This is a genomic window from Paenibacillus sp. FSL K6-1217 (assembly GCF_045040735.1).
GTDB lineage: Bacteria > Bacillota > Bacilli > Paenibacillales > Paenibacillaceae > Paenibacillus_AQ.
The window spans coordinates 5,452,662-5,475,106 of the sequence record NZ_CP150271.1 but is presented as its reverse complement, the minus strand read 5'-3'; the positions used below and the strand labels follow the sequence as shown (position 1 = coordinate 5,475,106).

Here is a 22,445-nt window from a genome sequence, read left to right as displayed (position 1 = left end):
CCATTTCAATAATGATATAATGGAACGATGGATTCACCCAATCTGCTACAGGAGAACGATAGCGATGCAGTCAAACTATATCATGGATGCTGCCGGGTGGGATAAGCTCATCTCGGAGGTCGCCCATTCTTTCGATGATCTGACCCTGAAACGGGGGTTTCAATATTATAAGCAGCAGCGCGTGCAGGTCTTCAGGATGATGGAAGAACGGAGAATGATGTCCATTGTGGAAGGCCGGGAGGATTATATGGTCTCCATAGATCTGGACCATCTGCAAGAGAGCACCTGTAATTGCCCTGTATCCGGGATGTGCAAGCATATGGCGGCCGTACTGATGAGATACGCGGAGGAGCAGGACCAGCCTGTGCATTCGATCGCCAACGCCAAGGCCCTGGTGGACCGGCCTATGATCCGTTCCGCTGCGGCTTTCGCTGTTCCGGGACGGCGCGGCGAGCAGCTGAAAAAGCTGGCGGCCCTGATTCCTCAGGCTACGGTGCAGCAGTGGCGTGAATACATGGCATTGCTGGTCGAGCCGCTTGCCCATACGGTGCGTAACCCGCAGTATGCCGACCGGGCGCTCGCTGCCATCACCGGGGGCCAGCCTAAGCTGCCTCCCGCTGCTGCCCAGCTGTTCAAGCTCCATGCTCATCTCTGTGTGCTGGAGAGCATCCTCAGACCCGGCGGGCATTCCCCCGCGGCGAACCCCATGTCCCTTGGTTATTCCGTGGGCTACTATACCTCTATTGCCATTTCCGAGCTGCAAAAACATATCATAAAGCTGATGGAGCAAGGTCTGCCGCTGGCGGAGGCCCCTGAAGAGTGGACCAGAGTCTACGACACGATTGCCTATCTGCGGAGCGAGATGCTGTCCGAGACCCGTGACCGCGCCAGGGAACAGCCTTATTTCGCTGCTTGTTACAGCCTGCTGTGGATGAACTGGATTACCCCGAATCTAAGCGGACCGGAGCTGTATACCAAGGAGCTGGAGGAGCTGCAAAAGGCCGGAGCCGCACTAAACTCCGCTGCTCCCCGCCATGCCCTGCTGCTGGCGGAGAGCCGGATGCTTGCTTCTCTGCATGAGGACGCGGCCGCTATTGAGAAGCTGCACACAGCTTCCGAACGGCCCGGGCTGCACCCGGAGGAGCTGATGAGCTTCCTGCCTCCGCTGGCGGAAGCCGGCCAGTGGGATCGCCTGACGCAGTGGCTGGCCGCGCTTGGCCCGCTGCTGAACAGCCGGATGTACAATCTGCTGGATTATGCGGGCTACTGGGATGAGGCGGTCCGGAACCTGCCCGAAGCGGAGCCGCTGATGTGGGATACGCTGTCCGGCATGCTGCCGCTCTCACGCGAGATCTATGAAGTCCAGCTGCTCGCCTACGGCCAATGGCAGGAATGGATGGACATGCAGCTCTCCTCCGGCCATCAGCCTTCCGACTTCCGGGTAAGCGACCTCCAGCCCATCGAGAAAAATGCGCCGGAGCTGCTCTTGCCGTTCTATCATCAGGCGGTGGAGCGCTTCGTGCTGGAGAAGAACCGGCACAGCTACAAAGCGGCCGTGAAGCTGCTGAAGCGGCTCGCCAAGCTGTACAAAAAACTGAAGCGCGAAGCGCGCTGGGAGCTGTTCCTGGACGGCTTCTTGGACAGGCACAGCCGCCTGCGCGCCCTTCAGGAGGAGCTGCGGAAAGGAAAATTGATTCCATGACTACAAAAATGCGCAATATTACCGTCCAGCTCGCCCTTACACAGTACGGGGACGCGCTGATCTACGGTGTGGATGACCGGGATGATTATATGCCCGGTGTCCAGCTTAAGCAGAAGCTGTTCGCCTGGCATGAGGAATCCTTCTACGGCACGGAGCTTAGCACTTCGAAGGCCGATGAGGTTGAGCTGGTGGTGTTGCCTGCCGAGCAGGTCCTTCCGTTCTTTGCGGACCTGCGGCTGCTCCGGCATGTCGGCTGGAGCTGGCAGGGCGATGCCCAGCTGTTGACCCGGCTGGCCCCGCTGCTGGCCGGAATGCTGGAGGCCCGGCAGTATGCCCCCAGCTTCGCCGCCTACCGTGAAGGCCAGCTCCGCTGGGCCTGGGCGGATCAGGCGCTGGCGGAAGCCGCCGAGGCGGACTGGGACGATGCGGCCGCGCTGCATCGTCTTCAGGAGCGCAGCGGGTTCGCCGAAGGGCTGCAGGCCGCCTTCTCGGCGGCGGTCTTCCAGCGGTACTACAGCACCGAGGCGCAGGCCGGTGATCTGCGCAGCGAATTCCCGCTGCTGTTCAGCACAGGCGGGAGAAGCGCAGCCGGTATGGACGAGGACAGCTGGCTGATGTCCATCGGCTGGAAGGCAGACACCGCGCCGTTCCGGCCGGTGCTGCAGCTGCTTGAGCCTGACGATGAGCTGCCGCACTGGCGGCTCCAGCTGCTTCTCCAGGACAAGCGCGACGAGTCCGCGCTTGTGCCGCTGCGGCTCACCGGGGACGGCGAGCCGCATGGCACTTGGCCTGCAGCGTGGACAGAGCATGTCCACGAGCGCGCGGGCGGGTGGCTGTCACGGCTGCGTGACAGCCTTCCCGAGCACATCGGGCGCGGCGCCGATGTGCTGGCGGAGCCGCTAAGCGACGAGGTCGCGTGGCGGTTCCTTACGGCCGACAGCCGCCTCCTGCTGGAGGCCGGCTGGCAGGTGCTGCTGCCGGCGTGGTGGGAGGCCGCCAGCCGCAGGAAGCCGCGCCTGCGCGCGAAGATCAGCTCCGGCACGGCTGAAGGCAGCCGCGGGCAGTCGCTGTTCGGCCTGGATGCGCTGGTCGATTTCGACTGGCGCATCTCCATCGGCGACGCCGACCTGTCCGAGGCGGAGTTCGCCGACCTCGTGGCACGCGGGGAACGCCTCGTCCAGTTCCGCGGCAAGTGGATTCCGCTGGATCCTGCGCTGCTGGCGCAGATTCAGCGGGCCATGGCCGGGATGGACAAGTCGCGCGGCTTGTCCTTCCAGGATGTCCTGCAGCTGCACCTGCTGAACGAAGGTGCAGACGGCGATTCGGAGGAAGCCGAAGCACAGCGTGCCGAAGAGGAAGCGGTCCGCGTCCGGCTGGAGGTTGAGCTGAACGAGCATCTGGTGAGGCTGATCGGTCAGCTGGGGCAGCGCAGCCAGTGGCCGAAGCCGGAGGTGCCGGCCGGTCTGCATGCCGAGCTGAGAAGCTACCAGCATGAGGGCTTCGCCTGGCTGGTGTTCCTCCGCCGCTTCGGGCTGGGCGCTTGCCTGGCCGATGACATGGGGCTTGGCAAGACAGTGCAGCTGATCTCCTACCTGCTCCATTTGAAGGAGCAGGAGGAGCAAGCGGCGGCTTCCGGCGCGCCGGTGGCCCGACGGCAGACCGAACCGGCCGGCTGGCCTTCGCTGATCATCTGCCCGACCTCCGTGCTGGGCAACTGGCAGAAGGAGCTGCAGCGCTTCGCGCCTTCCCTGAATGTGATGCTGCATTACGGAAGCCGGCGGCTGGATGCCGGATATTTCTACGGCGCGGCTTCGCAGGCGGATGTGGTGCTCACCTCTTACGCTACCGCTGCACTGGACCAGGAGCTGCTGAAGCAGTTCACCTGGGCAACCGTATGCCTCGATGAAGCACAGAATATCAAAAATGCCGGAACGAAGCAGTCCGCCGCCGTGCGCAGCTTCCCGGCCCTGCACCGGATCGCCCTGACCGGAACGCCGATTGAGAACAGGCTGTCCGAGCTGTGGTCGATCTACGATTTCATCACACCGGGTTATCTGGGCAGCCCGAAGGGGTTCCAGGACCGGTTCGCAAATGCCATTGAGAAGGAGCGCAATGCCGAGCGGACGGCAGATTTGCAGCGGCTGGTCAAGCCGTTCATGCTGCGCCGCAAGAAGAAGGACCCGGCCATCCAGCTTGATCTGCCGGATAAGAATGAGATGAAGACCTACATCAATCTGACGGCCGAGCAGGCCGCACTCTACGACCAGAACGTGAACAGCCTGCTTGAACGGATGCAGAAGCTGGAGGGCATTGAACGCAAGGGAGCCATTCTGGCCGCCTTGACCAGCCTGAAGCAGCTCTGTGACCATCCGATGCTGCTGACCAAGGAGGCGCTGCCCGAGCCGGAAGCCGGTAGCACGCTGGACACCGCCTCATTGATAGAACGCTCTGCGAAGCTGGAACGGCTGCTCGCCATGGTCCGCGAGCTGCGCGAGGAGAACGAGCGCTGCCTGATCTTCACCCAATATGTCGGCATGGGCAAAATGCTCCAGGCTGTACTCCAGCAGGAGTTACAGGAGCCGGTGCTATATCTGAACGGCAGCACGCCGAAGAGCGCGCGCGACCGCATGATTGAGCGGTTTCAGGCTCCCGCGCCGCCTGCACCCGAAGCTGCTTCGGGTGCAGGCGCCGGAGCCCAGCCGTCCGATCAGCCGAATGTATTCATCCTCTCGCTCAAAGCGGGCGGAGTCGGCCTCAACCTGACGGCCGCTAACCACGTGTTCCACTTCGACCGCTGGTGGAATCCGGCGGTCGAGAATCAGGCCACGGACCGTGCCTACCGCATGGGCCAGACCCGGGATGTACAGGTGCATAAGTTCATCTCGCTCGGCACGCTGGAGGAGAAGATTGACGAGATGCTGGAGAGCAAGCAGCAGCTTAGCGATGACGTCATCTCCGGCTCCGAGGGCTGGATCACCGAGCTGTCCACAGACGCGCTGAAGGATCTGTTCACACTGCGCCGGGAATGGGTGGGATAACCCGCTGCTGCGGATACCCCCTGCTCCGGCTGTCTTTTATCTGCTACAGGTCTGGCATTGCTCTGTTGCCAGGCAGCCAGCGTGGCAGAAACCGGCCATCACCCGGCGGTCTTCACCATTGCTCAGACATTCTGAAGGCAGCCGCCACATTGTCCGCACCGGCGAGCGAGCTGACCACCAGCGTGACCGGCACTTGCTGAAGATCGTAATCAAGCCGCTGATTGAGCAGATTCACCGCCACATTCTGGTACGCGCCGGATATGCCGGAGCCGATGCCTTGAGTCAGTACCTGTCCGCCTGTGACCGTGGTACAGGTATAGTTCACTTGCAGCGCGGTTTCAGTGACAGGGATGGCTGTAGTCGGCGTCGGGTAATTCACAAAAGTCCCATTAACACTCCCCCCGGCGATCACTTTATAGCGGATGGGGGTAGAGGCCAGAATCTCCAGCCCGTCTGCCACAATCTCAGCAGTCGCCGCTTCGGGAATGACAACCGTAGTGCTTCTGCGGAAGCTGATGGCGGCGGTGTCGCTGCCGGTTACGGGGATATTGTTACGGAATTCCGAAGTGATCCGGCTCACCGCTAGGGGCTGCATCGGAACGGGAATCCAGAGCCCGCCGCTGTCCACCAGATAGATCCGTACGCAGACCTGCTCCTGGGAATACACTATATTAAATTGGAAGAAATTTTGCGTAATATTATAGGTTTTGGTCACCACTTCCCGATAGTTTGACTCAAACAGCTCCTGAGCGAACAGCGTTGCAGGACTGACATCATTGTTCAACCCGGTTAAATAGACCGCGCCCTGGGCTATTCCGTTGTTCACTACCTTCACTACAGCCTGACTGATTGGCCCCGCTCCCGTGGTAGGGTTCTTGGTTAACATATTGGTTGTCAGTATAGGCAACGTTATCACCCTCCGATTCGAGCCGTATTCCATAGGATATGCAGAAGAAATTGGAAGTTTCTGGCCGATTAACAGGCCGTGATAGAATACAATTCACAGTCACTCCTTCAACTGGAGGTTGTTGCCAGATGAAGAGGAATGTGCTAAAATCAATGTAACTTTTTTAGAACGGAGGGTTGCGTGTGATAGACTATATCCGGATTCGTACTTTACGCGGCTAATTACATTCTCATAGCGCGAAAGCTCTGCCCTGTGCAGAGGACTCAGGATAAGTCTGTCCATGATACGCAACCCATAGCATACACCCATTCATCCGCAGCCCGTGCGCTGCTACCCGGAACCGGTACACTGTGCCCATCAGGGCTTGTATCCCTTAGGCTAACGCAAGAATGTCTTCTATCTTGTTTGAATAAGCCTAAGCCGCCGGGAGCTGCGTTTGCCGGGAGGATTGAATCTATATGGTTTAGCAGCCGGGTCCCTTCACCCCTGCCGCTAGATCCTTCACGGTGTCTATGGCGAGCATGACCGTATAGTTGCTCCCATGCAGCGGGCTATACCAGACCTTATTCTGTTGTTCCTCCACCTACTGTTAGCACAGGCAGACTGCCTGTGCTTTTTTGATGCTCAAATTACACACTATGGAGGTTGATCTATATATGGAACAAACACAACAGAAAGCCGTTATCGTCGGCGTACAACTGCAGAACGACACGAACTTCGCTTATTCGATGGAGGAGCTGCGCAACCTGGCAGCCGCCTGCGAAGTTGAGGTGCTGGCCGAGCTTAGCCAGAAATCCAGCCGGGTGAACCCGTCCCATTACATCGGGACCGGCAAAATCCAGGAGCTGGCGCTGCTGATGGAACAGCACGAAGCACCGGTTGTCATTTTCAACGATGAGCTGACGCCCTCCCAGATCCGCAATCTGGAGTCCGCCCTGGACCGCCAAGTGATTGACCGGACGATTCTGATTCTGAATATTTTCGCTTCACGGGCGAAGACCAAGGAAGCCCAGCTCCAGGTAGAGGTCGCACAGCTGCAATATATGCTTCCCCGCCTGACAGGGCTGCGTGAGTCTCTTGGCAGACAAGGCGGCGGCTCAGGCCTGAAGAATAGAGGGGCCGGGGAGACCAAGCTGGAGCTGGACCGCCGACGGATTGAAGAACGGATCACCGTACTGCAATTAGAGCTGCAGACGCAGGTCTCCCGGCGGCAGATCCAGCGCAAGCAGCGGCATAAGAACGAGGTGCCTGTGGTCTGTCTGGTCGGCTACACCAACACCGGCAAGTCCAGCCTGATGAACACCCTGGTAGAGACCTATCATCCCGGTTCAGGCAAAGGGGTGCTCGCCAAGGATATGCTGTTCGCCACGCTGGAAACCTCGGTGCGCAGCATTGCGCTGCCCGATCACAAGACCTTCCTGTTAACCGATACCGTAGGCTTCGTCAGCCAGCTGCCCCATCATCTGGTGAAGGCCTTCCGCTCGACCCTGGAGGAGGTAACGGAAGCGGATCTGCTGATCCATGTTGTCGATATTGCCGATCCGCAGCATGAGCAGCATATGGCTGTAACAGAGGAGACCCTGAAGGCGCTGGGCGCTGACGGAATCCCTACCCTGTACGCCTACAACAAGGCCGATCTGAGAGAGGAGCCTTACCCGCAGGTGGGGGAGGATTCGGTAACCCTCTCGGCTAAGAAAAACCGCGGAATTGCCGAGCTGGTCATGCTGATCCGCAGCCGCGTCTTCACCGACTATGTTCAGTGTGAGATCCTCGTCCCGTTCGACCGGGGCAGCATCGTCTCCTACTTCAACGAACATGCCGATGTGCAGTCTGTCAGCTATGAAGAGCAGGGCACACGCCTGAAGCTGGAATGCCGGGCCGCAGATTATGAGCGGTTCAGAGATGATTTTGTAGAGCTATCCCAATAAAATCCGCTGGATGTAACAAGAGCTGGTCCCGTTATTACGGGCCAGCTCTTGTGTTGTCTATGAAGTTACAGGAACAAAATCACCCTGCGGGTAAACGATGCTGGTGCCTCATGCCGCGCATAGGCAATAGTTCACACTCTTCCACCGTATGCTATCTGGCGACATACATACATCGTCAACCATGGGTAGCACGGATACCTTTCGCATACGTTTGGTCTATCTCCCGTTGTACCGGCTATTGCTCGTATTCGCTTTTTCACATACATTTGGTCCATGTTCCGTCTCACTTGCCTATTGTGTTCGGTTTTTCGCTTACGTTTAGTACATGTGCCGTTATACTCCCCATTGTATTCGGTTTTTCGCCTACATTTGACCACGCGCCCTCGCATCACCACATTGTGTTCAGTTTTTCGCCTACATTTGGCCTTTGAGCGGTGATTCAGATACACTCCTGCTCCTCCCGACGACTCTTCAGCCGCGTTCAGCAACAAAGTCGCCCTACGAAGCATTCAAAGAACATTTATCCACAAATCTGTACACATATTATCCACAGCAGTCGGAAAGTATATTTCCTAAAAAACAAGGTAGATGGCTTGCTGTACTCTATCCTTTTTCAGACCGGAGATGGCTCCCCATCGTCCTTATTCTCCCGGAGCGGGCCGCAGGTTGAGTACAAATCCTCCTCTCATGCTTTTTACGCTTCCCGGACCCCGATCTTCCTCCTCAGCATTCACTGCGTTCACTTCATTCGCTTTATTTACTTTATTCGCTTCATCCGCCCTCTTTGCTCCCGCCGCCGTTCCTCCGGCAACTCCCTGCGCTCTGCTCCCTCCGCGCTCTAACCCGCCGCTTACCCGCAGCCTGCCCTCATCCGTCAGCTCCAGAAGCGGGGACAGATCAATTCTCCTCTCCTCCTGAACCGTCAGGGAGAACACCAGCGCAGCCTGCTGCATGGAGGTAAAGTCCAGGCTCCTGCGCGGACCGGCGTAGAGAATCATATCGATATTTATGCGGCCGTCCTCCTGATGAACTTCCCATCCCAAGCGCTTCCCTGCATCCGTTTGCCCGCTGAAGGCCGCGAACCGGGTTGTCAGTTCAAACTCCGTCTCTCCGATGGTAATAACCGCACCTTTTTCCGTTAATACGGATGTAACTCCCTCCAGACCGCCGCCAACCTCCAGCCGCAGCCGCAGGTCCGAGGCCGCAATCACACCACTGGTCCGGTCAAGGTTCGGATGGGTATCCCCGCCATCTGTAATAAAGTCGATCCCGAACAGCACATCCCCTCCCTCCTGCAAGGATTGGAAGCGCGCGGAGCAGTAGTCATAGCCGTCATGCAGGCAGCGGAGCCGGATATAGGCAGGCTGTCCGTGATTATCTGCATAGATCAGCAGCGGCCGTCTCTGGTTCCACATGTCACTACAGGTGAAGGAACCCATGCTCCACTGCGGAGTCATATAAGTGACCGCCCACTTGCCGTCATGCCCCTCCCCCTCCAATCGTTGCCTTATCTCCTTCGTATCACGCACCTTGAATCCATCCAGATAAGTAGGGGGACAGTGGATGCCGCTCATATACCATTCCTCTTCGTAGGGCAGCTCCTCCCAAGGGAAGAACATCACGGCCCCTCCTGTCGCCAGTTGCAGAAACGCCTTGCTCTGGTCCTCCAGCAGCACTCCGTAGCAGCGGGAATGCGGCCCGGACCACTGGGCCGTGGCAGGGTGATAATACCCGGCAACGCTCCTCCAGGTCAGCTCAAGCAGCTCCCCGGTCCATGCCTTAACCCTGCTGTCCGTGGTCTCGGACTGGAGCTTCGACAGCTCCAGAATGGCAATGTAGGTGTAGACCGGACTGTTATATTCCTGGAAGGCCCCATACTTAAGTGTATGGGCATGCAGCCTCCTTAGCCGCTCCAGCCCATAGTCCGCATAATCTCTGCGCCCCAGCTTCTCCCCGGCAATTCGGGTCACGAATGCTCCAATAATCGCAATATTGGTATAATCCGGTCCGACATTCCGCCGGATAATGGCTTCGCAGGCGTACTCGATGGACAAGACGGCTGCTTCGCGCAGATCATCCGGGAAGCGGTGTCCGTGGCGCGCGAGAGCCTGCACCAGACGGCTGCCGCAGAAGTCAGCCCAGTTCCAGTCCGGCGGTGCCATCTGGTCCAGCGGCTCCTCATAGAACCAGGACCAGATCCCGCACGTGTCATGCGCCGGATTCGTATCCTGCAAGGAGATGACCTGCCGGATCACATCGAATGCCCGCTGCTCATAACCGGCCAGCCCGGTATCGAGCAGCCCAAGCGCATAGCTGAGCGAGTCTCTGGTGGAGTGGATGAATTCAGCCTGCTTCAGCGTCGTATGATAACCCGGGCTGCTGAACGGGGAGCGCAGCATGCAGATGACTGGATCGTAACGGGATTCCAGCCCGGACATCTTATGAATCAGCAGCTGCCGCTGATCCACCCCGCCACCCCCAGGAAGTCCATTATCCTTCACTATCATCCTCCTGCCTCTCCTTCAACATTTAAGGGAGCTTCCCCCTTGGATTGCCCCTGACGTCGCTGACTCTCCTGACGTACTGGATGTTCTTGCTGCCCCTGATGCCCTTGACGCTCTGGATATCCTTTCTGCTCTCCTTGTTCTCGCTGCTCCTGAAATCCCTGACGCTCTAGACGATCCTTCATATCCCCCAGATTCAGAGCCTCTGTCAGCAGTTGCATAACCAGCCCCTGCCCATACACTGCCGGGTACCTCTCAATCCTGTTATACGCCTCTATCGACGGCATGACCGGGGTTCCTCCCGAGACCCCTTGAACTTCCCCGTCTTCACGGATGAGCGGAAGAATCTTCGCCAGGGCCACCTCCACGCTCTCCAGATAGGAATTCTCCAGCAGTCCGCTCTTCACCGCCTTCAGGAAGCCGCAGGCAATGCCAGCACTGGCCGAGGTCTCCCCGTAATAATCCGGCCGGTCAAGCACTGTATGCCACAAGCCGCCCGCCCCCTGCGCCTGCCGCAGGGCAGAAGCAAGCCTGCGGTAGCGGTTATACAGCTCCTGCGGAACAGCAGTGAGGCTTCCGGTCCCGGCCACAATCTCCGGGACCGCAAGTGTCACCCAGGCATTGGCCCGGGCCCAGCGGGCAGCTGACATGTGGCTGCCCGCGCCGCTGTTCCAGCCATGGAACAGCAGCCCCGTCGCCGGGTCCTGAAGCAGCCGAAGGTGCAGCAGCGTCTGCTGCACGGCGGCGGCGGCAAGCTCCCGGTCGCCGGTCAGGCCGGCAAGCCGGGCCAGGAACAGCACGGCCATATACACCGTATCGGCCCACACCTGTTCCGGGAATTCCACCGCCTCCGTCACGGTATGCTCCAGCGCCCCTTCCCGGGTCCGCGGCGCGCTCTCCAGTATCCATCCGGCAATCTCCTGAGCCGTGCTTAGATACCAAGGGTCCCCGGTCAGCCGGTACAATTCAGGAAACACGGCATAAGGAGCCAGAGAATTAATGACCCGAACCCCCTCGGCCTGCTGCTTATTCCGGCCCACCCAGTGCAGCAGGTATTCGATAACCTCACCCTTACCAGCAACTGTACCGTATTCCAGCAATGAGATTACACCTACGCCGGGTACCCAATCCCAGTGATCCATATCCATTCCCCAATGGCCCTGGTGCCGTCCGGAGCGCATGTATTCCCAGATACGCTCCAGCTTCTGCTCTAATTCCTGCTTGTTCGCTGCCTTCCGCTTCATATTCAAGACATCTGAAGCCTCCCTGAACCGTAATCGTCTTCTTGAATCTCCGCTCTCACCGGAGAGCTTCCCTGAAATGGTATCTCTCCGAACAGCGCTTTGACGGTCAGCTCGACCGTATCTTCATGCAGGGAATACGCATTCACCAGGGTGTCGAGGAAGGGAATATCCTGGAGCAGATAAGGCGTGGCGAACGAAATGCCGATCGGCCTGACCGTCTCCGCATGCTGCATAGCCCAGATCGCCTTGGCTGCCTCTCCTACCGGACGGGCGGTGTTCATCATTCCATGCAGCGGGAGGAAATAAGGGGCGAAGGCAGCGTCCCAGCGGACCCCGGACAGCTCCCATTGCCGCAGCGTCGTCAGCGGCTCGAATTCATCCAGAATATCGACCGCAAGCCCCCTGGCCTTAAGCTGCTCCACAAAAAGATTCATCCGCTCATATCTGCGCCCCTCTGTCACCTTGTTCATCATGATGACCAGTACCCGGCGGACCGTCTGCGGGTTCAGCGGCAGCTGGCCGGTACGATTGCGGACCAGGGTAATGCAGCGCGCGGCCAGCCCGCGGCTGAATTGCCGGACCTGCCGGTCCAGCGCGGGCGGCAGCTTGTCGTCCAGCAGCGGCATGGCCCTCCTGTTCTCTCCCCCGGCGCCGGCCGCATGCAGGCCAAGCCGCGCCTTCATCTCCAGAATCCGCCGGACACTGGCCTTCAGCCGTTCCCGGCTTACGCGCCCGTCCTCCACAGCCTGCTCCATCAACGCGAAGTACCTCACTCCCGGCCAGAGCAGCACATCCGTACCACAATTGAAGCAATCTATAATACGCTGCGCATAGTCTCCCCAGGACAAGAACCCGCCCATATCCAGCGCATCTGACAACACCACTCCATCGAAGCCCATCCGTTCCCGCAGCAATCCTGTTGTAATCCGTTCCGAGACGGTTGCCGGAATCGGCTTCAATCCGGCGCCGCCTGCCCCGTCTTCGATCCAGGGAAGGGCGATATGTCCGGTCATATAGGACATCACCCCCTGATTGATCATCCGCTGAGCCACCTGCCCGTACGTGGAGAACCACTCCTCTTCCGATAAGCTGTTCACCGTAGTAATGATATGCTGGTCCCTGTAATCGACCCCGTCACCGGGAAAATGCTTGGCGCATGCCGCAAGGCCATGCTCCTGCATGCCCCGCATCACAGCCGCAGCCAGAGGCGCCGCCCGCCCGGCCTCGTCTCCAAGGCAGCGGGTCGTAATGACCGGGTTCATCCAGTTCAGCAGCAGGTCTGTGCCTGGCGCCAGTGCCCAGGTGAATCCTGCCGCCCGGCCTTCCAGCGCGGTATACTTGCCGTATTCATAGGCCAGCGCTTCATCATCAGCGGCAGCAAGCGCGAGAAGGGGCGGGAAGGCCGTGAGACTCCTCACGGCCGAACCTGCCCCGAATTCCAGATCACCGGAGAACAGCAGCGGGAATCTGCTGATGCCCTGCAGCAGCCCCGCCCAGTCCCGGTAATCCTCCGCTTTGCCCGCAGCCTTCTGAATGACCTCACCGCCGATGAAGAAGCTGCCCACCGGATACTGCTCCAGATACCGGCGGAGACCTGCCTCATCATCCCCTCTGAACGGCAGCCTGCCCGCATGGTCCTGCATCGTCTGCCCGATCAGCTCACGGAGGCTCATCGCTTCAAGCGTACCCTCCACCCATTCCTGTTCTTCCTTGCTTAACGGCTTCTGCATGATTCCGACTCCTCCCGGCAGGTTCTGTTCCCATTCAGTGTACCGGATAGCGAAGCTGCTCTACATACAGCCAGCTATAATATAAGTTCAAAATTCTATAAACCGCCTGCGGTGATCTGTCCATCCGGCTTTGCCCGTCAGGGCAGACTGATCAGCAGCGTCTGCCCCCGCTTGTTGTTCTCCTTGTTCATCTCCGCATACCGCCAGATATCATTCACAAAAAAGCTGACTGTGAATTCGCCGATGGTCGGTACCGTCCACCGGGGGGTGCCCTGGGCACTGGCGTTAGCCGTCAGGGTGATCTCCTCGCCCGGCTGAATCACACTGGTATTCGTGTCTGTCCATGAGACCACTCCGCCATTGACCGAGAAGGCGCCGCCGGTAATCTGACCGAGTCCGGTCGAAGCGTTCAGCGGTGTGGGGCGGACCCCGATGTTCTTCACTTTGGCCCAGAAGATCAGGGAGTCACCCAGCTGCGGCGTGCTGTGCGGGGAAGGACTGCCATTGCTGTTCACGATATTCCAGCCGATATCCGTCACCGTCAGATCCGGCCCCGGCACCGGCAGCACGGACTCGTAGCTCTCATATTCCAGCCCGCTGACCATCACCTTTCCTCCGTTGCCTGCAATCTCAATCCGGTGCAGCCCGTACGCAAGGCCCGTCAGCTCATAGACAATTTTATGATCGCCCTCCAGCCCCGCCTGCGGAATCACTACAGTCTCCTTAAACTCGCCATCGACGTAGACATCCGCGCTGCCCATATCGCTCTTGATATCCGATCTCCAGCGGACGCCGATGCCATTGAAGCTGAAGGCGGCCGTGGCATCCTCCTCATAGGTCACATGGGAGACTCCATTCGGCGCTGGTGTGAATCCCGTATAGTCAATGTAAGGATGATCGTGTGCGGCCGGATACCAGTGGGAGAGCGGAACATACAGCCCCTCCTCCAGTTTGAAATAATCAAGATTCGCGCCCTTCCCGGCTGAGGTGAAGCTGATGGTGTTATAGCCCGGCTGGAGGGTAATCCCATACTGCCGTGAGCTCAGATTCGCGGTCCAGCTGCCCGTGGAGGGCAATGTTACTATGGACTGCTTCACACCGTTCACGAGAATATTTTTCTTCGACTCTTCATTGGAAGCGTATGCAATCGTTAAGGTGTAGCTGCCTCCGTTCTCGGCGTGGAAGCCTTGGATCGATAAGCCTCCGCTATGCGTCTGCTCCACCACCTTACCGCCCGAGGCGCTGCTGTTATTGCCGGTCCTCAGCGGCAGGGCGAAGGCGGTAGCTTCGGCCTCGAACTTGGACGGATCTCCGGCAGCATGCGGTGTAACCGGCATGACCGGTGTGGTCGCTGTAACGGCTGCGCTGGGAGGCGATACATTGCCGGAGTCATCCACGGCCTGCACAGTGTAGCTGTAAGTGGTCTGCGGCGCTACGGTATAGTCACTCCAGAAGGTCAGCCGTCCCGGAATATTCATCACAGGAGCCGCTCCGCCGTCACGGTAGACGTTATAGCTCACGACAGCATCGTTGTCTGTGGAAGCCGCCCAGGTCAGCCGGATTTGCTCATGGCTTACGGCTGTTGCCGCAGGATTGCCCGGAGAAGCAGGCAGCGTATTGTCCTGCTCATCCAAAATGTACTGGACCGTCTCTCCCGCGTCCAGTGCTACTGTAAGTGTAATGTACGGGTCTGCCGTAAGCTCCACGCGGGAGTAGGCGGCGGCGTACGTCTCCCCTGGACCGAACCGCTCCCCGGCATACACTCCGCTGGTAGGCATGGCAACCCGGACCTGCATCGTTACCGGCGTTTTCTCGAAATTCACGAAGTTCAGCAGGATTTTATCCGAAGCCGCCCCGACGGCCGAAGTGCCCAGCGCCGAGGTATCCACTGCGCGGAAATACGCCTTAAGCCCGGCCAGCTCAGCCGGATTCAGCACCTCGTAGCCCAGCGGGCTTCCATGGGTAGCATAAGCGGCGGCCAGTCTGCGGAACGTCTTCAGCCGGGTCTCCCCGGATTCGTTGATATTGGCCGGTACCGCCGCTGTATCTTCATAGCGGTGCGTGTTCCAATTAATCGCAGAATCGAACAGCCCAAACTCCGTCCCGTCATTGAAGAAAGCGGCGTGCTGCATAATATGATCGACATAACCGATATTCCCCCGCAGCTCCCGGTCAAAAGCAGAAGCGAACCTGTAAGCATACGTGCCGTATTTCGTATTGTCGGAATGATTGTCGTTGCTGCCGGTCTCGCTCATGGCCATTTCTTTGCCGAAGCCTTCCTCCGAATCGCCATACACCCGCAGATTCTCATACAGGCTGCCGCCAGGCAACGGCTGGACCCCGGTCCCGCCATAGCTGTGTCCGTTGGACACATCCGACAGCGCTTCAATCGGTGCCCGCTGGGCGGCATCCCGTTCCCAGCCGTCAGGGCTTCCATTATACGGCCAGTATGCCCAGCCCGGGGCGACAATTTTCAGGTACGGCTGGCTGTTCGTCTGCCTCTCCTCATCCATCATTTCATGAAGCGCCAGCACCGCCTTCTGTGCCCAGCCGAACAATCCCGGCTCATTGCCTGTCTCGGCATACTGGTACAGATCGCCGAATTTGCTGACAAATCCGCTATAATAGCTTCTCAGCGCGGAGCTGATCGTCCCTGCCGCCAGCTCACTGTTAGTCTTCCAGTTGCCGCCGATGATATTGACCATCGGGGTAAGATTGAGGTCGCGCAGTGTCTCCAGGTACTTGCGGCCCTGTGGGTCCCAGCCTGCGCTGGTATCGGACCAGAAGGAGGTGCGCATCCAGTTGCCGCTGTAGGCAATGCCCAGCCACTTGGTCATCGGCGCCAGATGGCGGATTGCATGCTCGTCATACCGGAAGGTCGAGGCGGCAATCGTGCTTCCCAGATGGACATACCGTCCGTGGATAGGCTCGGCCGCCGGCTCAGTCAATCCGTCCAGCCTGAGATAATCCCACTCGAACCACAGGTACTTGTCTCCGTCATAGCCGGGTACCTGCGGATCGGCGTATAGCCCGCGGTCCACGGTCAGCTTCAGCTCATTGCTGCCGGACTTCAGCTGTTCTGGGGGAATGTAGAGTCTATAGGTTTCTTTCCACGTCTTCGTAAGGGGGGTCTCTCCGTCGTTCAGCCCGGTAATCTGAATCAGCCCGCTGAAGCTGTCATTGGTAAATACGGCCAGCTGTGGAATAGCGGTGCTTGCATCCAGTACCTTGAAGCTGAATTCTGTACCATAGAGGGGGACTTCTGTTAGATTGAAGGTAAGTGTCATCGTGCCGTTGCGGTCCAGCTTCATGCCGCGGGAGATCGTATTCCAGTTCACGGGATTTACGGGGAGGGTAATATTCTCACTATACACATCCTGATACACTGTAAATTCTGCCGAGCTGTTATCATGCTCGCCGAGCTGCCAGAGCTGCGTAGTCGGCTGGTAGGTATCCTCTGTAACGGTACTGTTATTGACGGATTCTTGCTCAGACACAGGCGGCGGGGACGCGGCAGCGGACTCGCTGTCTTCCACAACCACCTGTACAGGCGGCGGTTCAGCGGAGCTGATTCGTGCTCCGGGCAATGAAGCGGACATCCATACCAGAACTGCAATGAGCAATTTGCCTGTGATTCTCTGAATTCGCATCGTAACACCCTCTCTTGAGATCAGATAGGGGCTCCCCAAGTGCTGGATAAGCGAATGAGAATACCGGGTATCGGCAGCAGGCCGCCACTGTGACTGCTTGCTGCTCCATACCGGCGTGCTATGGCCTCTACTGCTTATTTGGCGGCCAGAAAAGCGTCGAGCTGACTCTGAATTTCCGTAATCACAGCATCCAGGCCTGCGGCCTTCAGCTTGCTGTTCATCTCCTTCAGGACCGGTTCAGGGTCCTTCTCCCCGGAGTACAGGGTATTCTTATACTGCTTCGTGATGTTGATCAGCGCCCCGATCTGCGACTGCACCTTGGTCGAATCGAAGACAAACCCGATGACCGGTGAGATGTTCGAGTTCTTATTCCAGTCCGTATAGAGCTGCACACGCTTCGGATCCTCATCCTTATTCAGGTAATTCAGCAGCACATTGCCGATCATCCAGGAGGATACGGAGTTGTAGCCGCTGTCCGCAATGAACTCCACAGTGTTGTTCTCCAGCTTCTTGTAATGCTTGCCCTCAATGCCGAAGGTCAGCAGGTTGTAGAGCACCGGATCGGTATGGATCAGATTCATGAACATCATGGCCCGCTCGGGGTTCTTCGAGGTTCTGGAGATGGCGAGCATCGAGCCCTGCAGACTCTTGGTGCTGACCTGAACAGGCAGCAACGTCTTGATGATCATCGGCTTCTCGGCGAGCCGGGTCCAGTCATTGGTGGAGGTCGGATTCATATTGCCGTAGACGAACCAGGCTTTGCCGCTTTTGACCGCATCCTTCAGCTCAGTCTTGTCGGTAGCTCCGTTCTTGTTGATGTAACCTGCTTCATACCAGCTGCGGATCAGCTTCAGCCGCTCCGTCATGGCCGGCGTGTCGTATTCGTTGAACACCTTCATGGTCTTGTAATCGAGCAGAGTCGGGATATCATTGCTGCCGTCTAAGTCCTCGCTGTCAGGATACGCGGTGAACCAGTGCAGACTGTCGGTATGGTTCATGAACAGCGGGGAGAGCGCCGGCTCCTTCTCCTTAATCGTTTTCAGCATCGGTTCAATATCCTCCAGCTTCTGGATGCTGTTCACATCGAAGCCGTATTTATCGACAATTGCTTTGTCAAAAGCAAACCCGACCGACTGCCCCAGCTCCTTCTCGGTTGGAACCGCATACAAATGTCCGTTGACGGTAGCTGCCTGCAGGTAAGCGGGATTGATCTGTGCCTTCGTCTCCTTGGCATAGGTATCCAGCAGCTCCTCCAGCGGCAGATACGCTCCCTTCGCGGCATTGGTCATGAAGTTCCAGGTATAGACCATGTCGAACACCTCGCCGGACTGGATCATCAGGTTAACCTTGTCGGCCGGCTTATCCCAGCTTAGCTGGTTGATCTTGAGGGTGGCGTTGATTTTATCCTTCAGGTAGGCGTTGATCTCCTGCTCTACGGATGCCACATCCGTATCCGGCCCGCCGGGCAGATACAGGGACAGCTCCACCGGTGCAAGCGTACCTGGCGCTTCTGTTCCGGCTGCTTCCGTGGCAGCAGCTTTCTTCGTTGCCGCCGGAGCCGTGGTACTCTCTCCCGCTTTCTCTGTAGGCGCCGCTGTGTTGCCGTTGTTCCCCGAGCATCCGGCCAGGGTGAACCCGGCTATCAGTACAAGCGACAGCAGCAGACCTGTGACTTTTTTACCTGCCATACTTTTTTCCTCCCCTTGATGGAACAAATATATGCTAATCGGTAGGTTCCGAGGTTAGCCTTTGATAGAGCCGAGCGTCAGTCCTTTGATGAAATACCGCTGGAAGAACGGATAGGCCAGCACAATCGGCCCAATGCCGATCAGCGCCATCGCCATGCGGATCGTCTCGCCCGGCAGTTTGGCCAGCTCGGTGGCCGAGCCTTGAATGAGTGCCCCGTTGCGGCTCAGGTAATCGGCCTGGGAGATCATTTTGTACATCAGATATTGGAGGGAATAGAGGTCTGTATCGGTGATGAAGATCATGCTGTTGAACCAGTCGTTCCAGTAATGCAGCGTATTGAACAGCCCAATCGTAGCGAAGACCGGCAGGGACAGCGGAAATACAATCTTGAAGAATGTCCGCAGTTCCCCCGCCCCGTCGATCGTAGAGGCTTCAATCAGCGCAGGCGGTACACTCATCTGGAAGTAAGTCTTCATAATCAGCACATTGAACGGGGACAGCAGCATCGGCACGACCAGTGCCCAGATCGAATTCTTGAGGTCCAGCACCTGGGTGTAGACCATATACCACGGCACCAAACCGCCTCCGAAGAGCATAGTGAAGAAAATCAGGAAGGCGAACACCCCCCGGTACCGGAAATCGGCCCGCGAGATCGGATACGCATACAGGGAAGAGATGAACACACTGACCAGCGTTCCGGTAATGGTGACGAAGAACGAGATGCCGTAGGCCCGCAGTACCACGCTGTAATCCTTGAAGATATACGCGTAAGCCTCCAGGCTAAGCTTCTCCGGGATGAATTGATATCCGTTGCGCACGATGTAATCGTAGTCGGTAATGGAGATCATGAAGACGAGCACAATCGGCAGCAGGCAGGCCAGCGACAGGATGATAAAAATAATATGGAGGAGAACGTTAGTGAATCTGGATATTTCGTTATTAGCCACGGATTTCCACTCCTTCTTAGGGTACGTGCACCGCCTGACTTTTATCTAGAACACCGCCTGATCCTTATCGACCTTGCGCACGATCCAGTTCGAGCCGAGGACCAGGAAGAAGCCGACCACCGATTGGTATAATCCGGCCGCTGCGGACATCCCGAGGTTACCCATGTTAATCAGCGCGTTATAGACGTAAGTGTCGATGACCAGCGTGGTCGGATACAGTGCCCCGGAGTTCAGTGTGGTCTGGTAGAACAGCCCGAAGTCAGAGCGGAAGATGCCCCCGATCGCCAGAATCGTTGTAATAATAATGACCGGCCGGATGAGCGGAATCGTGATGTGCAGGATCTGCTTCCACTTGCTGGCGCCGTCGATCAGGGCCGCTTCATAGTACTCGTTGTCAATGCCGATGATGGCCGCCAGATAGATGACACAGCCATAGCCCACCCCTTTCCAGAGATTGATCAGCGGCAGAATGAACGGCCAGTACTTCGGCTCCGAATACCAGTTCAGCTCATCCAGCCCGAACAGGGCGAAGACCCCTTTATTAATGAAACCGTATTCAACATTCAGAAAAGCGAACACCAGATAACTCACCACCACCATCGACAGGAAGTAGGGGAAGAACATGATGCTCTGATAGAATTTGGCGGCCAGCTTGTTCCTCAGCTCATTCAGGGCAACCGCAATGGATACGGCAAAAACCAGATTGAGCACAATGAACACGAAGTTGTAGAGCACCGTATTGCGGGTGATAATCCAGGCATCCGAGGTGGCGAACAGGAATTTGAAGTTATCCAGCCCCACCCACGGACTGCCAAGAATCCCGTCTACATAGTTGATATTCTTGAACGCGATTACAATTCCGAACATCGGCAGATAATTGTTGATCAGCAAAAATACTACGCCCGGCAGCAGCATCAGCAGCAGCACCTTATGCTTCAGCAGATGCTTCAGCCTGTGTCTCTTCTTCGTGTTGCGGCCTACCGGCGGCAAGCTGCTGCCGTTGCCTGTGACCGCCACACTTCCTTTGGACTCGATAACCATTGTCTTCCGCCTCCCGGTTCCTTCAGCAGTCCTTCTCTTCCCTGACTTCAGTGTAGCCGGAAGAGGCCCCCTGCTAAATAAGGCCATCTATAATAAAAGTTCAAAATCCTACGGAGTTTGGGAGGGGCCCGCTGCTTCCGTACAGAGGACGATCCCTTCGATAGCAAGTGGAGAAAATCCAACTGTTTTCTGTACCGGAATCCATCGCTGTAAGATCCTGAAGCAGAACGGCCCAAACACAAAAAGACGCTCCACGATGATTGCTGTGGAACGCTCTTTTTGCATATGAAGCTCAGAGGACTGGTCTGCTTGCCGGTGTTAAGTCAGTCTGTGAACAGACCATACAATGCCTGACGAGGTACCGCCAAGATCAAGCGGAACAGTTAATCCGTCTGCTACATAGAACAGTCCGATCACATCGCCTGCCGTTAATTCAAACTCTCCCGTCAAGGTTACCGTCCCGTTGCCCAGTATCGTCCGGAGAGACAACACAAGCGCAATGTTAACATTCAGCAGAGGGAACAGTCCGGTTACCAGATCTGTCACGGTAGGGGATGTTCTCCGCACTACAAAAGCCGGATCAATTCCTGCACCTAGTGCAATGGAGATTGCAGCCGTAGTGCTATAGTTAATAGTCGCCTCAAATGAATATCGGCCTGTTGCCGGAATGGTGTAGTTACCGGTAGTCTCATTAAACGTTGCACTGTCATAGTAAGGTGATGTCACGGTCCAGCCCGTAAGCTGAGTGCTGGCCGAGACCGATAAGGTCGGCAGTAATGCGGAGAACCCTTCTGTTGCAAAATTCGGGCCGGTCTCTCCGGTTGCTCCAGTCACTCCCACGCCCGTTGCGCCAGTCGCTCCGGTCACTCCGGCTTCTCCCGTTGCTCCGGTTGCCCCAGTCACTCCCACACCCGTTGCTCCAGTCGCCCCAGTCACTCCGGCTTCTCCCGTTGCTCCAGTCGCCCCGGTCACTCCGGCTACTCCCGTTGCCCCGGTCGCTCCAGTCACTCCGGCTACTCCTGTTGCTCCAGTCGCCCCGGTCACTCCGGCTTCTCCCGTTGCTCCGGTCGCTCCAGTCACTCCGGCTACTCCTGTTGCTCCAGTCGCCCCGGTCACTCCGGCTTCTCCCGTTGCCCCGGTCGCTCCCACGCCTGTTGCTCCGGTCGCCCCCGTCACTCCCACGCCCGTTGCTCCGGTTGCTCCCGTCGCTCCTGCGCCCGTTGCGCCTGTCGGCCCGGTCGCTCCCGTCACTCCAACACCTGTTGCTCCAGTCGCTCCGGTCACTCCGGCTTCTCCCGTTGCTCCGGTTGCCCCAGTCACTCCCACACCCGTTGCTCCAGTCGCCCCAGTCACTCCGGCTTCTCCCGTTGCTCCGGTCGCTCCAGTCACTCCCACGCCCGTTGCTCCGGTCGCTCCAGTCGTCCCGGTCACTCCCGTCGCCCCGGTCGCCCCAGTCGCCCCTGCTCCAGTAGCCCCCGTCACTCCCGCGCCCGTTGCGCCTGTCGGGCCCGTCACACCTGTCGCCCCGGTCGCTCCAGTCGTCCCTGCACCGGTCGCACCCGTCACTCCCGCGCCCGTTGCGCCTGTCGGACCTGTCACCCCAGTAGCTCCGGTAGGCCCGGTCGCACCCGTCAATCCGCTCTCGCCCAATAATTCAGCCGAGACCAGCCGGTGGGCGGTGACAAGCTGGCCGGTGCTGCTCTTGCCCCATACGGAGATTTGCACCGGGTCATCCATAGTAGCCGGAGTGACAAAGACAAATTCAAAAGCATCCAAATCCGCAAAATAAGTAGTAGTGATAGATTGATTGGCAGCTACTACCAGAGATTGATCGACATACAGATTTCTTACACCGCCAAGCAAATAATAGCCCTGTATTAATAGATTGGAAGATGCAACAGAACTGCGGTTATCAATTCTGACTGTAACCTGTGTGGTGGGTCTTACCCCTCCAACTGCATTATTTTCCAGCGGTCCTGTGGATAGTAGAGTCATTTCCCAGTCTCCTTTAGCAGCATATTTTCATTTTTCTGCCAGATCCTGCTTCTATTCTTTAATCTATCTT

At 57.8% G+C, this 22,445-nt stretch carries 12 protein-coding genes; 3 read left to right on the top strand and 9 right to left on the bottom strand.

What is annotated here, in order from left to right; translation table 11 throughout:
• Positions 1-64 precede the first annotated feature (64 nt).
• Entirely contained in the window at positions 65-1,702 is a 1,638-nt protein-coding gene (locus MHH28_RS24195) for an SWIM zinc finger domain-containing protein (RefSeq protein WP_405106248.1), read from the top strand.
• The gene (locus tag MHH28_RS24190; RefSeq protein WP_405106246.1) at positions 1,699-4,740 is read left to right on the top strand and encodes a DEAD/DEAH box helicase; all 3,042 of its coding nucleotides are present in this window, start codon (positions 1,699-1,701) and stop codon (positions 4,738-4,740) included. Before MHH28_RS24195 ends, MHH28_RS24190 begins: the two co-directional genes overlap by 4 nt.
• A gap of 112 nt (positions 4,741-4,852) precedes the next feature.
• On the opposite strand, the gene MHH28_RS24185 is transcribed toward MHH28_RS24190, so the two are convergent.
• Positions 4,853-5,647: a hypothetical protein gene (locus MHH28_RS24185; protein ID WP_405106244.1), complete on the bottom strand. Its 795-nt coding sequence runs from the start codon at positions 5,645-5,647 to the stop codon at positions 4,853-4,855.
• Between the two features lie 656 nt (positions 5,648-6,303).
• Here MHH28_RS24185 and hflX point away from each other — a divergent pair.
• On the top strand, positions 6,304-7,575 hold the full coding sequence (gene hflX, locus MHH28_RS24180) for a GTPase HflX (protein ID WP_405106242.1): 1,272 nt from the start codon (positions 6,304-6,306) through the stop codon (positions 7,573-7,575).
• A 641-nt stretch (positions 7,576-8,216) separates the two neighbouring features.
• Here hflX and MHH28_RS24175 read toward each other — a convergent pair.
• From MHH28_RS24175 to MHH28_RS24140, 8 genes are all read right to left on the bottom strand, one after another.
• Complete coding sequence (locus MHH28_RS24175) at positions 8,217-10,082, bottom strand: hypothetical protein (RefSeq protein WP_405106240.1); 1,866 nt, start codon at positions 10,080-10,082, stop codon at positions 8,217-8,219.
• A complete protein-coding gene (locus tag MHH28_RS24170) occupies positions 10,079-11,323 on the bottom strand; it encodes a glycoside hydrolase family 105 protein (RefSeq protein ID WP_405117231.1) in 1,245 nt (414 codons plus the stop codon). The genes MHH28_RS24175 and MHH28_RS24170 overlap by 4 nt, the downstream gene beginning before the upstream one ends.
• Before the next feature lie 2 nt (positions 11,324-11,325).
• Complete coding sequence (locus MHH28_RS24165) at positions 11,326-13,053, bottom strand: glycoside hydrolase family 3 protein (protein ID WP_405106238.1); 1,728 nt, start codon at positions 13,051-13,053, stop codon at positions 11,326-11,328.
• 137 nt (positions 13,054-13,190) lie between these two features.
• Positions 13,191-16,703 carry a hypothetical protein gene (locus tag MHH28_RS24160; RefSeq protein ID WP_405106236.1) on the bottom strand — a complete coding sequence of 1,171 codons (3,513 nt, stop codon included), beginning with the start codon at positions 16,701-16,703 and terminating at the stop codon, positions 13,191-13,193.
• A gap of 134 nt (positions 16,704-16,837) precedes the next feature.
• Positions 16,838-18,391, bottom strand: a complete 1,554-nt coding sequence (locus MHH28_RS24155) for an ABC transporter substrate-binding protein (protein WP_405106234.1) — start codon at positions 18,389-18,391, stop codon at positions 16,838-16,840.
• Positions 18,392-18,445: 54 nt separating this feature from the next.
• Positions 18,446-19,339 (bottom strand): carbohydrate ABC transporter permease, encoded by an 894-nt coding sequence (locus MHH28_RS24150; protein ID WP_036691245.1) that lies wholly within the window; start codon positions 19,337-19,339, stop codon positions 18,446-18,448.
• Positions 19,340-19,384: 45 nt separating this feature from the next.
• Positions 19,385-20,254 carry an ABC transporter permease gene (locus MHH28_RS24145; RefSeq protein ID WP_405117230.1) on the bottom strand — a complete coding sequence of 290 codons (870 nt, stop codon included), beginning with the start codon at positions 20,252-20,254 and terminating at the stop codon, positions 19,385-19,387.
• Positions 20,255-20,698: 444 nt separating this feature from the next.
• Complete coding sequence (locus tag MHH28_RS24140; RefSeq protein WP_405106232.1) at positions 20,699-22,375, bottom strand: hypothetical protein; 1,677 nt, start codon at positions 22,373-22,375, stop codon at positions 20,699-20,701.
• Positions 22,376-22,445: the final 70 nt, after the last annotated feature.